The organism is Pseudarthrobacter sp. NPDC058362, from assembly GCF_042723515.1.
In the GTDB taxonomy this organism is placed as follows: Bacteria; Actinomycetota; Actinomycetes; order Actinomycetales; family Micrococcaceae; genus Arthrobacter.
Window position 1 is genome coordinate 104,773 of sequence record NZ_JBHXIW010000002.1, and the last position, 16,254, is coordinate 121,026.

Genomic DNA, 16,254 nt, shown 5'->3' on the forward strand with positions numbered 1-16,254 from the left:
GCCTCTGGAGGAGATGGGCTACCGGCCCTCCGCCAGTGAAGCGGAGGCAGGGGAGGACGTGCAGGCAGGCACGGAGGACCCCGCGGGATCCGACCCCCGGCGGATCGAGGTCCTGGTTCCCATGCGGTGGGGGGACATGGACGCCTACGGCCACATCAACAACGTGCAGATCGTCCGCATGCTGGAGGAGGCACGCATCGGTGCCTTCGGGCCGCCCCGTGGCGCCGGGCTCCCCGGAGTGGAACCGCACGTCTCACTGTTCAATGACGTGCCGGAGGGCACCATGGCACTGGTGGTGGACCATAAGATCCGCTACGTACGCACTTTGGACTACCGCAACATTCCCGCCTTGGTGGAGGTCTGGATCGGCGCCGTGAAGGGGGCCAGCTTCGACATCCACTACGTCATCAAGGATCCCGCCACGGGGCAGGAATGTGTCAAGGCAAGCAGCCACCTGGCGTTCGTGGATGAAACCACGGGCCGGGTCCAGCGGCTCACGCCGGAGCAAAAAGAACGGCTGGCGCCGTTCGTGCATTAGGGCCGGACGGCACTGTGCGGGGACCACGTAGTGTCGGACAATAGGCATCAGCCGAAAGCGCCCATAACCTGAGAATGAAGGAGCACGGAGATGGCACGGAAGAAGACTTGGAAAGAGATGTCACCTTCGGCGCGCGCCGGCTTCATCCTGGTGGGGATAGCGCAGGTTTCGCTGCTGCTCGCGGCCCAGCGGGACATCTCGCGCCGGCCCGCAGAACTGATCAACGGGCCCAAGGCTGCGTGGCGGGCTGCCTCGTTCATTAACTTCGTGGGCCCGATGGGCTACTTCGTCCTGGGGCGCAAGCGGCCCGCTCCCCGGGTCTGAGGCTCCCTGCCGGGTACCGGCACCCGTTGTGAGCAGCCGTTCAGTTTCACCCTGTAAATTTGAAGTATGACCCCCGCCTCAACTGCTGCCATGACACGTGCCCCAGGTATCTCACGCGAGATTGAGGACGCAGCATGGTTTGTGCTGGGCCCGGGAATGCTGGGCAAACCATCCGCGCTGGATGGCCGGACCCTGACCTGGACTGCGGACGCCGCCGGGGAACTGCTGGAACGGCTGGAGCGGGGCACTCCGGACCCCAAGGCTCCCATGATGACCAACCTCCGGCACAACCTTGAAGGCGCCTCGCGTGAGGCCAAGCAGCTCGCCGTTGAGCTGCTCTTCCTGCAGTCGCTGCCGCTGGCGCACGAAGTGAAGTCACTGAAGGTCAAGCGCGCCCGCGTTGCAGAGGCTGCGTCCTGGCTTGAGCCGCCGCTGGAGCTGCCCGAGGAGCTGTACCAGGGCATGACGGACCACGGTGTCATCCGGGACCGGACGGCAGAGTTCAACTGGACCATCTGGGACCACCTGAAGTGGCTGTGCCGCTTCGTGCAGCACGTGGACCAGCAGCCCACGCATGCAATCACCGCGGCGCTGCAGGACCCTCTGGCCTTCCACCGGCTGGCCGCGGCTACGCCGGACGACCAGCCGGCGATCCGCCGCAGCATCGAGTTCCTTACCTGGCCCAGCTACTTCGAGCCCGTAGTGGCGGACGTGGAGCGCCAGGAGATCCGGGACGCCTTCGCCTCGCTGGTGGGTGGTGCCAAGGGCGACGCCGAGGAAGACATCACCGCGGACATCCACCGCATCCGCCGGCACCTCGATGAGCAGGCGGGCCAGCGCATCGACTGGTACTCCCGGCAGCTGGTCAGCCAGTGGCGCAAGGTGGGGGACCCCGGACGCCGGGCGTGGCTGCTGCGCACGCACAGCGACAACACTGAACTGCTCACGGCCTGGCAGGGCGAGGAGAAGGTCACCCTCGACGTCGAACATCTCCGCCTGCTTGACCCGGGCGTGACGGCCGGGGTGGTGCAACACGCCGTCGACGAAGACTACAAACATCTTGGCTACGTGGAGCGCGAGGACACCAAGACGGCCGTCTTCGCTTTCCTGACGGTGATGAAGCCGGGCGATCTGGCGCTGTACCAGCACTCGGGCGTCGTGCGGCTGGGCGTGGTGCTCGGCGAGCCGGAGCACAACGATGACAACCGCCGCCTGCGCCGGAAGGTGCGCTGGTTCGATGAAGGGCACACCACCACTGACCTGCCCCGCCATGTGCAGCGGCAGCTGGCCACCCCGGGGATCGTGGTGGACGTGACGCGGGTGGTCCAGGCGCTGCAGGCCCTGGTGCCGGCTGAAGCCGAAACGGAACCGGATGAGGACGCCGCAAGCACCGGCCTCATCCCCGTGGTGCAGGAGGGCTTCCGGCCGTTGACTCCGGAGTTCGCCGAATCGCTGCACATGGAACTCGAACCGCTCCAGGAGATCGCGGAGCTGCTGGAGGAGAACCGGCAACTGGTCCTGTACGGTCCGCCGGGCACTGGAAAGACATACTTGGCAAAGCACCTTGCCGCGGAACTGGCCAACGACTCCACGGACGAACGGGTCAAGTTGGTGCAGTTCCACCCGTCCTACGCCTACGAGGACTTCTTCGAGGGCTACCGCCCCGACAAGACCGACGAAGGCCAGGTCTCCTTCAAACTCGTGGCAGGACCGCTGCGCCGCCTGGCTGAGGAAGCCGCCAAGCCGGGGAATGAGAACAAACCGTACTTCCTGATCATCGACGAGATGAACCGCGCCAACCTGGCCAAGGTGTTCGGCGAGCTGTACTTCCTGCTGGAGTACCGGGACGACCGGATCTACCTGCAGTACAGCCCGAACGAGCCGTTCACGCTGCCGGACAATCTCTACATCATCGGCACCATGAACACCGCAGACCGGTCCATCGCCATGATGGACGCCGCCATCCGCCGGCGCTTTTCTTTCATCGAGCTGCACCCCCAGACGGAGCCGGTCAAGGGATCGCTGCTGCGCTTCCTCCAGGCACGGAAGCTGGACCTCACGCCCGCCTTGCTGCTGGACGCCCTCAACGCGGCCATCGACGAGTGGGACCGGGACCTGATGATCGGCCCGTCCTACTTCATGAAGCCGGCGGCCCAGACCCCGGCCGGGCTGCGCCGGATCTGGAAGTACGAGCTCATGCCGCTGCTTGAGGAGCACTATCACGGACAGCTCACCCGGGCGCAGCTGGAGGAGCGCTTCGGGCTGGAACAGCTGTTGGGGCGCCTTGCAACCGGTTAAATCCGGCGGATCCGTCCGCCACCTGGTGCTGGATGAACTTTCCCGCGGCATCGTGGAGCGGCTGGACCCCGCCAGCGCCTCGTTCTTGAACGCCAGCGGCCTGGCCAAGGCGTCGCCCATGGGGATGGGGCTCTACCGGATCGAACCGGTAGGCAAGGTGGGCTCGGTCCGCACCCCCACGGTCCAGCTGGACGTCCGGCCCAAGGACCGGCTCGGGCTGAGCCGGCTCTTGTTCCTCCTCAGCTATGCCGAGGACCAGGGCTTCCGACCAGACACCGTGGCAGCGGTGGAGGACCGCGAGTTGTGGAGCGCACTGGCTGAATCGCTGGCCCAGCTGGCCGAACGGGCACTGGGCCGCGGCGTGCTGCAGGGATACCTCACGGTGGACGAATCTCTCCGGACCGTGAAGGGACGGATCCGGATTTCGGACCAGATCTCCCGCCGCCCGGGGATGTTGGTGCCCCTGGAAGTGTCCTACGACGAGTTCACCGAGGACATCGCGGAGAACCGCATCCTCCGTGCGGCGTTGGAACGGATGAGCCAGGTGCCGCGGGTCCGTCCGGAGGTGCTGAGCCGGCTGCGCCAGCTCAAGGGAAAGCTCGACGCCGTTACCCGCCTTCCAGCCGGCGCCCCGCTGCCGCCGTGGAAACCCACCCGAATGAACCTGCGGTACCACGCGGTTCTCCGGCTGGCCGAACTGATCCTGCGAAATTCCTCCGCAGAATCGGGAGAAGGAAAACAACAGACCGCGTCTTTCGTGGTGGACATGGCAGAGGTATTCCAGGACTTCGTCGGTGCCGCGCTCCGCCAGGCGATGGCCGCGTTTCCGGGGGAGCTGCGGCTCAAGTACAACGCGCTGCTCAGCGAAGCCGTTCGGGACGCGGACCGGTTGTCAGTGCGGCCGGACGCGGTGCACCTGCTGGGCGGCCAGCCGGTGGTCGCATACAACGCCAAGTACAAGGCAGCCACGGACATGGGCGCCTCCCTGACCGCCGACCACTACCAGATGCTGGCACACTGCACGGCGCTCGCGGTGCCCACCGCCTGGCTCGTCTACGCCGGTGCGGGGGAGGTCAAGCTGCGCCGGATCCTCAACACAGACATCGACGTCGTGGAGTTTCCGCTGGATCTGTCCCGGCCACCGGCGGAAATCTTGGCAGCCATCGCCGAACTGGCGCAACAATCTTGGGGAGAAGTGGTGCGGCAAGCACGGAACAGCGGGGCAGGTGACAGTTATACTGCTGACGTTGGCTTGTGAGGGGACGCTATGGGTGACGCACGAGTGGGACTTGTCATTGAGGACGACCAGGACATCCGGGAACTGGTCCGGACGGTGCTGACCCAGGCCGGGTTCGAGGTGACTGTCGCGGCATCCGGCTACGAAGGCGTGGCCGCTGCCCGCAGGCTGAACCCCGACGTCATCACCCTGGACCTCGGGCTGCCGGATATCGACGGGTTCGAGGTTGCCCGCCAGATCCGCGAGTTCTCCGATGCCTACATCGTGATGCTCACCGCCCGGGCCGAAGAGCTGGACACCCTGATCGGGCTGGAATCCGGCGCGGACGACTACCTCACCAAGCCCTTCCGTCCGCGGGAACTGCGGGCGCGCGTGGCCGCGATGATGCGCCGACCCCGCGCTGCCACACCCGTCCCGGCCGGTGCCGCGCCCGCCGGGGAGGCCGCCGCCGTCGGACATTCCACCTCCGGCGCCGCGAACGCCGGAGCCCCGACCGCCGGAACTGCCGCGGCAACCGCCGGCGTAACGGTCACTGCCCCCAGCGCCGAGAACGGCGACCGGTATTACAGCCACAACGGCCTCGAACTGAGCTATGCCTCCCGCACGGTGACCGTTGACGGGGAAGAGATGCACCTGACCCGCACCGAATTCGAACTCCTCCACGCCATCCTGGAAGCCGGCCGGACTGTCCGCACCAAAGCAGATCTGGTGCGGCGTCTCCGCGAGGAGGACTACGACGTCGGAAGCTATATCAGCGAGGCAGATGAACGCTCGGTGGAGGTCCATATGGGGAACCTCCGGAAGAAGCTGGGCGATTCGGTGCAGCGCCCCCGCTGGTTGCAGACGGTCCGCGGCGTGGGTTACCGCCTGGCCCCAGGCGGGCCGCCTGTCGAGCACTGAGCCTGGAGCCGGTGCGTCGTCTGCCGGCTGCACTGGCTGATAGGCCGGAGGTATGCGGCGGCGAGCCTGGGCAGGACAACGGCGACGTCGGATTCGCGGGCTCCTCCGCGGATCTCGCCTTCCAGTTCGTAGGCTAGTCCGGCGAGCCGCTCGGCGCCCACCATCTGGCTCGAGGTCTTTAGGCTCAGGACCGCATCCACTGAACCGTCCAGGTCGCCAGTGGTCAAGGCAAGCCGGAGCCGGCCTATGCGTTGGGGGAGGCATTGGACGAAGTCGGCCACGAACATCCTGCAGTATCCTTCGTCATCTTCCAGTTCCTCGCGCAACCGGTCCAGTACGGACTGGTCCACCAAAGGCCTGGAAGCATCATCAGCTGCGCCCACGACGGTCCTTTCGGCTCCGGGTGTCCTGCGGCGAGACCAGCCGGGGAACAAAACGGTCAGCGGAGGCTATCCGCTTCACTTCAGGGTAGGGCCGATCCCGGGTTCCGGCGCCGGGCGGGCAGAGAATTGTGGGTTTCTTGATGGGAATTGCGGGCTGATGTTGAGTTGGCGGTCCAGGAACTGTATGAGTTGGTCCTCCAGCGCCGGTCTGTCCTTCAACTGGCACTCCCACACCGTCAGGACCTCCCATCCCGCGGCCTCGAGTTCGCTGCGCTGGCGGGCGTCGCGCTCGCGCGTGCGGGTGCGCTTCTCCTCCCAGAATGCGGCGTTCGCTTTCGGCGCGTGCAGGCCGACCCGGCAATCGTGGAAGTGCCAGAAACAGCCGTTGACGAAGACGACCTTGCGACGTGCGGCGAAGACCAGATCGGGGTTGCCGGGCAGGCGGCTGCTCCCGGACCGGCCATGGAGGCGGTAACGGTAGCCCTTGGCGTGGAGCAGTCGCCGCACCAGCAGTTCCGGTTTGGTGTCCTTGCCCCGGATCCGGGACATGTTCCAGCTGCGCTGCTCAGGGGTGAGCTTATCCGCCATGCTTCAAGTCTAGGAGGGTTCAGATTTCCCGTTCGGGCTGCTCGCCGAAAACGAAATGACGTCCGCTGATGGAGCTCGGCTCGATTTCCACGTAGAAGTCCTTGAGGGTGGGCACCCAGGTCTTCAGGCCCAGTTCCTCCACGGCGGCCAGTTCGCTCGAATTGGTCAGCACCCGGGCCGTACCCCGAAGGACGACGGACCAGGCCTCTTCGGAGAGGATCCCGTCCGTTTCGAAGAGCACCTTCGCGTTGATGGTCAGCTGGGCGAGCTTGTTTCCCGGCGCGGTGCGGAGGTACAGCTTGCGGTTGGAGACGAGGTAGTTGACGGGGAAGATGTCAGGTTCGCCTGCCACGGAGACCACCAGCCGACCGTGCTTTGTGCCTTCCAGCAGCTTCCAGGACTGCTCGTCGCTGAGTTCCAGTACGGGGTTTGCGTCTGCATGCGTGAACATCATGGAACCATTCTTCTACGTGCGGTAGAAGCGCGACAGTGCCGGAAGTCCCTTCTTTCGTCCGTCAAGCGCCGGTGGCGCCGTGCCGGCTGCATTCCGCATGCCAGCCGAGCGGTGAGACTTGGACTTTCAGGCGTCGGCAGCATTCAGAACAGTAGCGCGGAGGTTCCATCTCGAGGCGCCTCGCGCACTCGTGGTGGGTACCTGCCGGTGTCGCGTTTCCTTGCCGCGTTCCGCCATGGCGGGCGTACGACGGCGGGAGGGCGCCGCCGTCGTACGCTTGCCCCTGCAATTCCCCGCCACAGTGCCCGCAATAGCGCGCTGTGGGGCTGGTTGTGGAGTGCTTCATAGAGTCTTCTGGAGCTCCTTGATGGGCATGTTGAGGTCCACGAGGAGATTGAGATCGGCGTTTGCGGGGCGACCCAAGGTGGTGAGGTAGTTGCCGACGATGACCGCGTTGATGCCGCCGAGGAGACCTTCGCGGGTGCCGAGGTCGCCGAGGGTGAGTTCACGGCCGCCGGCATAGCGCAGGACAGTGCGCGGCATGGCGAGGCGGAAGGCAGCGATGGCGCGCAGGGCGTCCTTGCCGTCCATGATCTCCTGGTTCTCCAGCGGAGTGCCGGGGCGGGGATTGAGGAAGTTGAGCGGGACTTCGTGGGGTTCGAGGGCTGCGAGCTGGGCGGCGAGTTCGGCCCGCTGCTCGAGTGTTTCGCCCATGCCAATCAGGGCTCCGCAGCAGAGCTCCATGCCGGCGTCCTTGACCATGTTGCAGGTGTCCAGGCGTTCCTCGTAGGTGTGGGTGGTGACGACTTTGGGGAAGTAGCTGCGTGCCGTTTCGAGGTTGTGGTTGTAGCGGTGCACGCCCCATTCCCTGAGCTGGTCCACCTGGCGCTGGGTGAGCATGCCCAGGGAGCATGCGATGTTGATGTCCACTTCCTCGTTGATGCGGTCGATGGCGAACTTGATCTGGTTCATCAGCTTGATGTCCGGTCCGCGGACAGCGGCGACGATACAGAACTCGGTGGCTCCGGTGGAGGCGGTTTCCTTGGCGGCTTTGACGAGTTCGGGGATGTCCAGCCAGACGCCCCGTACCGGACTGTCGAACACGCCGGACTGGCTGCAGAAGTGGCAGTCTTCGGGGCAGCCCCCGGTTTTGATCGAGATGATGCCCTCGACTTCGACATCCTCGCCGCAATGCTTCAGGCGTACTTCATGGGCGAGTTGGAGGGCGGCCGGGAGCGCTTCATCCGGAAGACCGAGGATCTCGACGAGCTGCCCTTCGTTAAGGCCGTCGCCGTTTTCGAGCACCTGCTGCCGGGCTGTTTCGAGGATCGGATGGGTGCGTTGCTGGAGGGGCATCGTCATTGAGTTTCCTTGGCTGGTCCGTGCGGGTGGGTCTCTCTCCTTGACCGTAGTTCGGGGCAGGCTGGCTGTTTTTGTGGAACGGCCACAAGGGGACGGGGGCGGGTTTGTGGGAGTGGTTGCCAGGCGGGTGTGACTTTTTTCGGCGCCGCAGGGATGGTAAACCCGTGCGGGGTAGCTGTGGATAACTATCGTCGTCGATTTGTGTGCTGGGCTACCCTTGGAGCAACGTCCGGAGAGCGTCATCACACGACATTGGGGGAGTAGCGGTCCATGGCATCGCACGTCATCTCTAAACCTGCATTCTTAGGCCGTATCGCAGTGGTTGCGGGAGCGGCGCTACTGCTCGGGGGCTGCGCCGGGGCAGCACCGGAGCCGGCAGCCAGCCCTGATACGACGCAGTCTGCGACAACAAGCCTTTCCGCTTCGCCGACGGCTACTGCAACGGCAATTCCCGCCTACAAGCCGGCCAGCGCAAAGGGACCGGCCCAAAACGTACCCTTACCTGTCCTCCCGGCGGTGGCGAAGACTGAGACAAAAGAGGGGCTGGAGGCGTTTACCAAGTATTGGTTTGCCGTCCTCAGTTATGCGTATGAGACTGGAGACGTCGAACTTTTGAAAGGGGTGTCCGGCCCCGATTGCGCCTTTTGTAACGGTCTTGTCAAGAACGTCAGTAACGCTTGGAAAGACGATAAGTGGATATCGGGAGGTCGGGTCAAGACGCCAGCCGTGACGGGACGAGCGCTAGAAAATGAGCCGTGGCAGGCAACCGTTCAGGTAATCCAAGATGAGATAAGTATTCATAATCCTGATGGAACCCTAACGCAGGACCCCACCAAAGCAATTAACGTCGGAAGTCAGGTAGTGGCCACATTCGGCCGTGATGGATGGACGGTGACTGAACTAGGTCTAATACGATAGCCATGGGCAGCCTCATTCGCCGGATGTCCGCTCCCGTCCTTTGTCTGGTCTTCGTGCAAGTTCTAATGGTGTCCCTCCCCATTGCCGCTGCCACTGCGAAAACCGACGAAGCAGTCGGATTCGTCGACACTGGTGTGGAGGTTGGAAGTGTGGGCTGGGGCTTGGATCCCAAGACTGGGGCCGTAGTACGGATCCCCAAGAATCAGGCTTCAACGGACCCCAACGACTACAAGTATGAGTTGCAGTGCCATTTGGGCGCCGGGGATTTTGACTCGGTGTGCCTCCGCAGTCAACTGAAATGTACCAACGGCCCCAACGGCGAGGACGGAATTCCCGTGGTTTGGCTGTCGAAGCCCCGTGGGGTTCCGGGCGCAGTCTGGGCTCGCCACTCGGGTCCAATGTGCCTTTACGACCCAAACCCGGAAGATGTTCTTCCACGGATCGCCGCGGCCATCCAGAAACGATTCGAAAATCTTCCCGTAGACGCGGGTGCCGTCGTTGCGCAGCCAAGCCCGCACACGCTCCGGGGAGCGGAAACCAACTTCTACGCTGATGCCAAAGAGCAGCAGTTCGACATCACCATGTTCGGCCAGAAGGTTCATGTCGTGGCCACGCCGGTGCAGTACACATGGAATTACGGCGACGGTACGGTCTTCGGGCCGCAACCGTCCATGGGCGGACCGCTGCCGCAGGATCGCTGGGGCGAGAAAACGAGGACCAGCCATGCCTACGGAGCTACGGGTGACTTTGAGGTTGTCCTGACCAGCAGCTTCCGGGGGACATACTCGGTCAACGACGGGCCTCCGCTGCCAATTCCTGGGGAAGGCCAGTTCAGCGCCGCCCCGGAAACGATCAGTGTTTGGCGTTCCATCACGCGCAACTACGCAGACGACTGCAACGTGAATCCGAACGGACAGGGCTGTCCCGGTTCGTAGGAGCCGGCGGCGCCTGGTACTTGTTCTGGCCCCCGCCCGAACGTGTGACCCCCGTCCCATCCGGAATAGCGCCCCGATGCATGGGGTTGGCACTGGCAGTACCGCTTCTGCCCCTGAAAGGAACCGCGCATGCTGTTTTCCCCTCTGACCCTAGGCGAACTCGAACTTCCCAACCGGCTCGTGATGGCTCCGCTCACCCGGCTCCGTGCCGGTGAAGAAGGCGTTCCGGGGCCGCTTGTCGCCGAGCACTATCGCCAGCGTGCTTCGCTGGGCCTGATCGTCAGCGAAGGAATCTACCCAACCATCGGCGGCCGCTCCTACGCCGGACAGCCCGGGATCGCTACCGAAGAACAGATCGCCGGCTGGAAGAAGGTCACGGATGCCGTGCACGCGGAGGGCGGACGCATGTTCGCCCAGATCATGCACGGCGGCAGGGTCTCGCATCCGGAGCTGACAGCCGGCCGGGACGTCGTCGCCCCCAGCCCCGTGGCCATCGAGGGTGAAGTCCGCACACCCTCAGGCAAGCAGCCGTACCCGGTGCCGCACGCGCTCACCACGGACGAGCTTCCGGTGCTCATCCAGGAAATCGTCGCCGCCTCGCTTAACGCTGTTGAGGCAGGGTTCGACGGCGTGGAGCTGCACTCCGCCAACGGCTACCTCCTGCATGAATTCCTTGCGCCCAACTCGAACGTCCGGACCGACAGCTACGGCGGATCCCCGGAAAATAGGGCCAGGTTCGTCATAGAAACGGTCAACGCTGTCGTTGCAGCATTGGGCGCCAACCGGGTAGGGATCCGCATCTCGCCGGAGCACAACGTCCAAGGGATCGCCGAGACGGACCGCGAAGACGTCCGCGCCACCTACGAAGTGCTAGTGGACAGCATCGCTCCGCTGAACATCGCCTACCTCAGCGTTCTGCATCACGAACCGGCAGATGAGCTGGTGCAGGGCCTCCGCGCGCGCTTCGGCGGCACCTTCCTGGTGAACACCGGTTTCGGCGTAGTCACCTCACGAGACGAAGCCGCAGGGCTGGTTTCCGCCGGACACGCGGATGCCGTGGTGGTAGGCAGGCCGGCCCTCGCCAACCCGGACCTCGCCCGCCGTTGGAAGGAGAGCCTCCCGCTGAATGAGCCTGATGCTGCCACTTTCTACGCATCGGGTGCCGTGGGCTACACGGATTACCCGGCTTACCAAGGCTGAGCTGGCAGCCGGGAAGTCCTAAAGAAACGCTTCCCGGCCGGTCCCTTCCCTCATCACGAGCTTTCCGTCCTCGACGGAAACGAGGACGCTCCGTGGCTTGCCGGTGACTTTCTTGATGGCCTTCAGTCCCCGGTTGGTGACTTCCACCCCCACCTGAGCGCCTTTAGCCGGGAGCTCCACGGAGACCTCCGCGGCGATGCCCAGGATGGGGTTCGTTGAGACCCCGAGATCCCGCCGCGCCTGCTTGCCATTGACCGTCAAAGTGATGTTGGCGTCCTCGAATCCCTCCTGAAAAACGACCAGCAGTTCCCTCATGGGTGCCTCTTCCTCGAGCAGCGGAGCCGGTGGCGGCAGTTCCATCACAGCACTTTTGCTGCCGCAGCGGAACAGCGCAGGGCGGTGGGAGAGCCGAAGCCCCAGTGGAGCAGGCAAGATGCATACGGCAAAATGTTCGGGTGACCCAACTGCCGCAAGCCCCCGCCCCCGCCTCGCCGCCAACAGCCCGCCCTGACTGGGAACTCCACGCCCAACTTGCCGGTGAGCTCGGCGTCAAGCCGTGGCAGGTCAAAGCGGCGGTCGAGTTGCTCGACGGCGGCTCGACCGTCCCGTTCATCGCCCGCTACCGCAAGGAAGCGACCGGGACCTTGGACGACGGTCAGCTCCGCGAGCTCGACGAACGCCTCCGCTACCTCAGAGAGTTGGCGGACCGCCGTCGTACTGTACTCGAGGTGATTGACGCGCAGGGACAGCTGACCCCCGAGCTCAAGAAGGCGGTCCTCGCCGCGGACACCAAGTCCCGGCTGGAGGACATCTACCTGCCATTCAAGTCCAAGCGCCGGACCAAGGCACAGGCCGCGCGCGAAGCGGGGCTCGAACCGCTCGCAGACGCCTTGGTCAAGCATCCGGACTTGAACCCCGAGCGCGAGGCAGCCAAGTACCGCAGCCCGGAGCACTCCATCGCGGATGCCGCGGCGGCCCTGGCCGGCGCCCGTTCCATCCTCGTGGAGCGCGCCGCCCAGGACGCAGATCTTGCAGAAACGCTCCGCGAACGGCTGTGGACTCAGGGGAGGATCGTCTCCCGGGTGAAGAAGGGCAAGGAATCTGAAGGCCAAAAATTCGCCGACTACTTCGAGTTCGCCCAGGCTCCCGGCGCCATGCCTTCACACCGCGTGCTGGCACTGCTGCGTGGTGAAAAGGATGGGGTCCTCGACCTCGACCTCGCCGAAGCAGATCCCGCGGACGACGGCGTCCTGGCCGCCGCCCGCACCCGCTACGAGTCAGCGGTGGCCAGGTTCCTTGGGGTCACCGACCGCGGCCGGCCAGCCGACGCCTGGCTGATGCAGACCGCACAGCTGGCCTGGCGGTCCCGCGTCCTCGCCCGCCTTACTGCTGACCTGCGCGGCCGGATGTTTGCTGCTGCCGAAGACGAGGCCGTCCGCGTTTTCGCCGCGAACCTTCGCGACGTTCTGCTCGCGGCCCCGGCCGGCAACCGTGCAACCCTGGGTCTGGATCCGGGCCTGCGCACGGGCGTGAAGGTCGCCGTCGTGGACGGAACTGGAAAGGTGGTGGCCACAGATACTGTTTACCCGCATGCACCTGCCAGGAAGTGGGATGAGGCGCTCGCAACGCTGTCCCGGCTTGCCCGGCAGCACAAGGTGGAACTGATCGCCATCGGCAACGGAACCGCCTCCCGCGAAACGGACAAGCTGGCCGTCGAACTCATCAAGCTGCTGCCGGACGTGGACCGGAAACCCCAAAAGCTCGTCGTGTCCGAAGCCGGAGCCTCCGTCTACTCGGCCTCGGCGCTCGCTGCCGCGGAACTTCCCGGAATGGATGTGTCTTTGCGCGGCGCCGTATCGATTGCCCGCCGCCTCCAGGATCCGCTGGCCGAGCTGGTCAAGATCGATCCGAAATCCATTGGCGTGGGCCAGTACCAGCACGACGTCACGGCCGCGAAGCTGGACCGCAGCCTCGATGCGGTGGTCGAGGACTGCGTGAATGCCGTTGGCGTTGACGTGAACACCGCGTCGCCGGCGCTGCTGAGCCGGGTGGCCGGCGTCGGGCCTCTCCTCAGCGAGAACATCGTGGCCTACCGCAACGAGCACGGCCCTTTCGCTAGACGTGCAGATCTAAAGAAGGTGCCCCGGCTCGGCGCGAAGGCCTTTGAACAGTGTGCCGGCTTCCTGCGCATCACCGGGGGAGCCGAGCCCCTTGACGCTTCCAGTGTGCACCCCGAGGCATACGCTGTGGCGCGGCGGATCCGGGCAGCTGCCGGCTCAGCCCCTGCCGCATCGCTGGATCCTGCCGCATTCGTGGACAACATGTTTGGGCTGCCTACCGTCCGGGACATCCAGGCGGAACTCGACAAGCCAGGGCGCGATCCACGGCCGGCCTTTGCTGCGGCAACGTTCTCCGAAGGCATCGAAAAGATCTCGGACCTCAAGCCGGGAATGGTGCTCGAAGGAACGGTGACCAACGTGGCGGCTTTCGGCGCCTTCGTGGACGTCGGGGTGCACCAGGACGGGCTGGTACACGTTTCGGCACTGGCCAACCGGTTCGTCGCCGACCCCCGCGAAGTGGTCAAGTCCGGCCAGGTTGTCCGCGTCAAAGTTCTGGAAGCTGATCCTGACCGGAAGCGGATCTCGCTGACCTTGAGGCTCGACGATGAACCCTCGGCAGGCGGCAGTTCCTCCCGGCAGCGTGGGAACTCCCCGGGCCCGCAGCAGGGACGGCAGGATTCCGGGGAAAGCCCCGCTGCGAGTCATGCAAAGACTCCGATCAAGCGTCCAGGAAAAGCGGCAGGCAAAGCAGTTCAGGCAGCAAGCCCGGCCAACACTGCTATGGCCGAGGCGCTGCGCAGGGCGGGTCTCGGTAAGTAGCGCCGTTGGGGCAATGTGTCAGGCCAGGGACAGCACGAACGCGAGGACGAAGCCGGCAGCGGTGCTGAGCGCTACTGCCGGACCTCCATGTTCGTAGGCTTCGGGCATCAGGGTGTCGGCGAGCGATGCGATGACGGCGCCGGCGGCAAACGCCAACGGCAGTGAGATTGCTTCGGGGTCTGTTCCACTCAAGGGGCCAGCACCAATAACAACGGCTGCCACAAGCAGGACGCCGCACGCCACCCAGAGCCCGATAATGCTTCTGGCTGAGCGGCCCTGGCTGCGCATCGATGCCGAGCCGACTAACGCCTCGGGAAGGTTCGAAACGAAAATGGCCGCCAGCAGCGCCAGCCCGCCCGTTCCTTCGCCCAAGGAGACACCGAGCGCGATGTTCTCCGGAACTCCGTCGAGGGTTACGGCTGCCAGCAATGCAAGCCCGGCGGCGCCCCGCGTGGAGGCTGCGGTTGCCGGCTTCTCCTGCACCGCGGCGCCAGTGTCCAGCTTCGCGCTTCCACGCACCTCGTCCGCTGGGACTGCTTCTTCCAGGGGCCCCGGCTGGGCCCACCGGTCAAGGAAGGCGCTGAGCGCGGTGAACACCGCGGCACCCAGGAGCAGGCCTACGGCGGCCCGGATGATGCCGCCCCGTTCGTAGGCGTCGTGGAAAAGCTCGAACGCCAAGGCCGTAATCAGCGCACCGGCGGCGAAAGCCAGGAGCATGGCCAACAGACGCTTGGGAAGCTCGAAACGCACACCGATGAGGGCACCCAGCAATAGGGAGCTGGATGCAATGACGCCGAACCATAGCGACATCAACATGCCGCAAGTATAGGAGCGGGGCCCGGCTTTCGGCAGTGCTGGTTTTTCTGCAATGGTGGGCGTATGACCTATTTCCTGGAATACACAATCCCTGCCCCTGTCGGTGCCGATGAGTTCGAGTTCCCCCATGATGAGATCAACTCCGGCACGACCATCCCGTTGTCGGAAACCCGCGCCGAACACGTCCATGCACCCGAACTGCCTGCCCGGACCGGCATCATCGGTGCGACAGTTCCCGAGGCCAAACTCGAAGCCGAGCAGCTTCTCGGGCACAGCCGCGCCACGGCGGGGGCCCTCTACGTTGATCCGTCCAATTCCCTGCAGGCAGGAGTAGGAACCTTGGTGGCCACTTTCCGTGAAGGCATCGGTTGGCAGGACGAAGCGGCAGCTGACCAGTAGCTGCCCAGCTAAGGCCCACGCGGATTTGGGCAACGGCGGCGGGTTGAAATACCGGTTCCTCTGAGGAGCTCGCCGGGGGTCGACGTGGCCCGGCGGGGTAAACCACGGGATGCCGTTGCGCATGGTGACACCCCAGGCAGTGCGACGGCGCTACAGGTGCCTCGTGCCGTGCCCCGCCAAAACACTCCGGTAGCCCTCACGGAAGGTGGGAAACACGAAGTCCGCGCCGGCGCTCCGCAGCAGGCTATTCCGGCAGCGCTTGTTGCCGCCGCGGGCGGGCCCGGCATCGCCCACGGGCGGCTCGGCGAGTCCAAGTTCGCCGGCCAGGAACCGCAGCACGGAACCCAGGTCTGCAGGATCGTCATCCACCCCCACATAGACCGGCGCGGGGTCCTGCGGCATGGTGCACAACTGTACGATCGCGGCAGCGGCGTCGTCCCGGTGGATCCGGTTCGTGTAGCGGGCATCCCGGGGGATGACGGCGGATCCGGTCTTCACCTGGTCGATGAGCCGGGTGCGCCCCGGGCCGTAGATGCCGCCCAGCCGCAAAGACACCGCCGCCGTCCCGGTGCCGGCCAGCCGGGACCGCAATAGGTCTTCCGCCTCCACTAGGATCCTGCCCGAAAACCCACCGGGGTTAGGCATGGTGCTCTCGTCCACCCAGCCGCCGTCCGCATCACCATAAACCGCGGTCGACGAGACGAACAAAACCCGCTTCGGCGTGATGCGGTCACGCACCAGGGCATCCAGCACGTGGTTCACGGCGCCCAGGTAAGCCGCCCGGTAGGCCGCCTCGGTGGGGGAATCAGCGGCCACGGCTATAACGACGGCGGTGGTATCCGCCGGGACAGGCGGCAGATCGGCGGCACTCAAGTCAGCCGCCACGCCTTCGATGGCTGGCGGCAGTTTCGCGGGGCTGCGCCGCCACCCGACAACGCGGTGTCCGGCCGCGGCGAACCGCAGCCCTGCCTCGGTGCCCAGGTCGCCGCAGCCGGCTAGGAGGATTGTCATGCCTGCAAGTCT

17 protein-coding genes are annotated in these 16,254 nt (G+C 65.2%); 10 read left to right on the forward strand and 7 right to left on the reverse strand.

Annotated features, from left to right (window positions below; translation table 11 throughout):
* Positions 1-121: 121 nt before the first annotated feature.
* From ACFWIX_RS05070 to ACFWIX_RS05090, 5 genes are all read left to right on the forward strand, one after another.
* Positions 122-538 (forward strand): acyl-CoA thioesterase, encoded by a 417-nt coding sequence (locus ACFWIX_RS05070; protein ID WP_377215503.1) that lies wholly within the window; start codon positions 122-124, stop codon positions 536-538.
* 90 nt (positions 539-628) lie between these two features.
* Positions 629-862, forward strand: coding sequence for a hypothetical protein (locus tag ACFWIX_RS05075; protein ID WP_377215023.1), 234 nt, complete (start codon positions 629-631; stop codon positions 860-862).
* Positions 863-928: 66 nt separating this feature from the next.
* The gene (locus ACFWIX_RS05080) at positions 929-3,160 is read left to right on the forward strand and encodes an McrB family protein (protein WP_377215024.1); all 2,232 of its coding nucleotides are present in this window, start codon (positions 929-931) and stop codon (positions 3,158-3,160) included.
* Positions 3,147-4,418: a restriction endonuclease gene (locus ACFWIX_RS05085; protein WP_377215025.1), complete on the forward strand. Its 1,272-nt coding sequence runs from the start codon at positions 3,147-3,149 to the stop codon at positions 4,416-4,418. The genes ACFWIX_RS05080 and ACFWIX_RS05085 overlap by 14 nt, the downstream gene beginning before the upstream one ends.
* Positions 4,419-4,427: 9 nt before the next feature.
* On the forward strand, positions 4,428-5,297 hold the full coding sequence (locus ACFWIX_RS05090; RefSeq protein ID WP_377215026.1) for a response regulator transcription factor: 870 nt from the start codon (positions 4,428-4,430) through the stop codon (positions 5,295-5,297).
* Here the strand turns inward: ACFWIX_RS05090 and ACFWIX_RS05095 are convergent.
* The 4 genes from ACFWIX_RS05095 to bioB all read right to left on the reverse strand — a co-directional run bounded on the left by ACFWIX_RS05095 (position 5,258) and on the right by bioB (position 8,084).
* Positions 5,258-5,680, reverse strand: coding sequence for an Hpt domain-containing protein (locus ACFWIX_RS05095; RefSeq protein ID WP_377215027.1), 423 nt, complete (start codon positions 5,678-5,680; stop codon positions 5,258-5,260). The genes ACFWIX_RS05090 and ACFWIX_RS05095 overlap by 40 nt on opposite strands.
* Positions 5,681-5,755: 75 nt before the next feature.
* Positions 5,756-6,268: a very short patch repair endonuclease gene (locus tag ACFWIX_RS05100; protein WP_377215028.1), complete on the reverse strand. Its 513-nt coding sequence runs from the start codon at positions 6,266-6,268 to the stop codon at positions 5,756-5,758.
* A 19-nt stretch (positions 6,269-6,287) separates the two neighbouring features.
* Positions 6,288-6,722: a pyridoxamine 5'-phosphate oxidase family protein gene (locus ACFWIX_RS05105; RefSeq protein ID WP_377215029.1), complete on the reverse strand. Its 435-nt coding sequence runs from the start codon at positions 6,720-6,722 to the stop codon at positions 6,288-6,290.
* A 342-nt stretch (positions 6,723-7,064) separates the two neighbouring features.
* Entirely contained in the window at positions 7,065-8,084 is a 1,020-nt protein-coding gene (gene bioB, locus ACFWIX_RS05110; protein ID WP_377215030.1) for a biotin synthase BioB, read from the reverse strand.
* Between the two features lie 270 nt (positions 8,085-8,354).
* Here bioB and ACFWIX_RS05115 point away from each other — a divergent pair, with 270 nt between their 5' ends.
* The 3 genes from ACFWIX_RS05115 to ACFWIX_RS05125 all read left to right on the forward strand — a co-directional run bounded on the left by ACFWIX_RS05115 (position 8,355) and on the right by ACFWIX_RS05125 (position 11,137).
* Positions 8,355-9,002, forward strand: coding sequence for a DUF6318 family protein (locus ACFWIX_RS05115; RefSeq protein ID WP_377215031.1), 648 nt, complete (start codon positions 8,355-8,357; stop codon positions 9,000-9,002).
* 398 nt (positions 9,003-9,400) lie between these two features.
* Positions 9,401-9,937, forward strand: a complete 537-nt coding sequence (locus ACFWIX_RS05120; protein WP_377215032.1) for a hypothetical protein — start codon at positions 9,401-9,403, stop codon at positions 9,935-9,937.
* Positions 9,938-10,066: 129 nt separating this feature from the next.
* Positions 10,067-11,137 (forward strand): alkene reductase, encoded by a 1,071-nt coding sequence (locus ACFWIX_RS05125; RefSeq protein WP_377215033.1) that lies wholly within the window; start codon positions 10,067-10,069, stop codon positions 11,135-11,137.
* A gap of 18 nt (positions 11,138-11,155) precedes the next feature.
* Here the strand turns inward: ACFWIX_RS05125 and ACFWIX_RS05130 are convergent, their stop codons facing one another.
* The gene (locus tag ACFWIX_RS05130) at positions 11,156-11,473 is read right to left on the reverse strand and encodes a hypothetical protein (RefSeq protein ID WP_377215504.1); all 318 of its coding nucleotides are present in this window, start codon (positions 11,471-11,473) and stop codon (positions 11,156-11,158) included.
* A 119-nt stretch (positions 11,474-11,592) separates the two neighbouring features.
* Here ACFWIX_RS05130 and ACFWIX_RS05135 point away from each other — a divergent pair, with 119 nt between their 5' ends.
* On the forward strand, positions 11,593-14,016 hold the full coding sequence (locus ACFWIX_RS05135; RefSeq protein ID WP_377215034.1) for a Tex family protein: 2,424 nt from the start codon (positions 11,593-11,595) through the stop codon (positions 14,014-14,016).
* A gap of 18 nt (positions 14,017-14,034) precedes the next feature.
* Here ACFWIX_RS05135 and ACFWIX_RS05140 read toward each other — a convergent pair whose 3' ends face one another.
* Positions 14,035-14,832 (reverse strand): ZIP family metal transporter, encoded by a 798-nt coding sequence (locus ACFWIX_RS05140; RefSeq protein ID WP_377215035.1) that lies wholly within the window; start codon positions 14,830-14,832, stop codon positions 14,035-14,037.
* A 63-nt stretch (positions 14,833-14,895) separates the two neighbouring features.
* On the opposite strand from ACFWIX_RS05140, the gene ACFWIX_RS05145 reads away from it, so the two are divergent.
* A complete protein-coding gene (locus tag ACFWIX_RS05145) occupies positions 14,896-15,231 on the forward strand; it encodes a hypothetical protein (protein WP_377215036.1) in 336 nt (111 codons plus the stop codon).
* Positions 15,232-15,381: 150 nt separating this feature from the next.
* On the opposite strand, the gene ACFWIX_RS05150 is transcribed toward ACFWIX_RS05145, so the two are convergent.
* Positions 15,382-16,242: an SDR family oxidoreductase gene (locus tag ACFWIX_RS05150; protein WP_377215037.1), complete on the reverse strand. Its 861-nt coding sequence runs from the start codon at positions 16,240-16,242 to the stop codon at positions 15,382-15,384.
* Between the last annotated feature and the right edge of the window lie 12 nt (positions 16,243-16,254).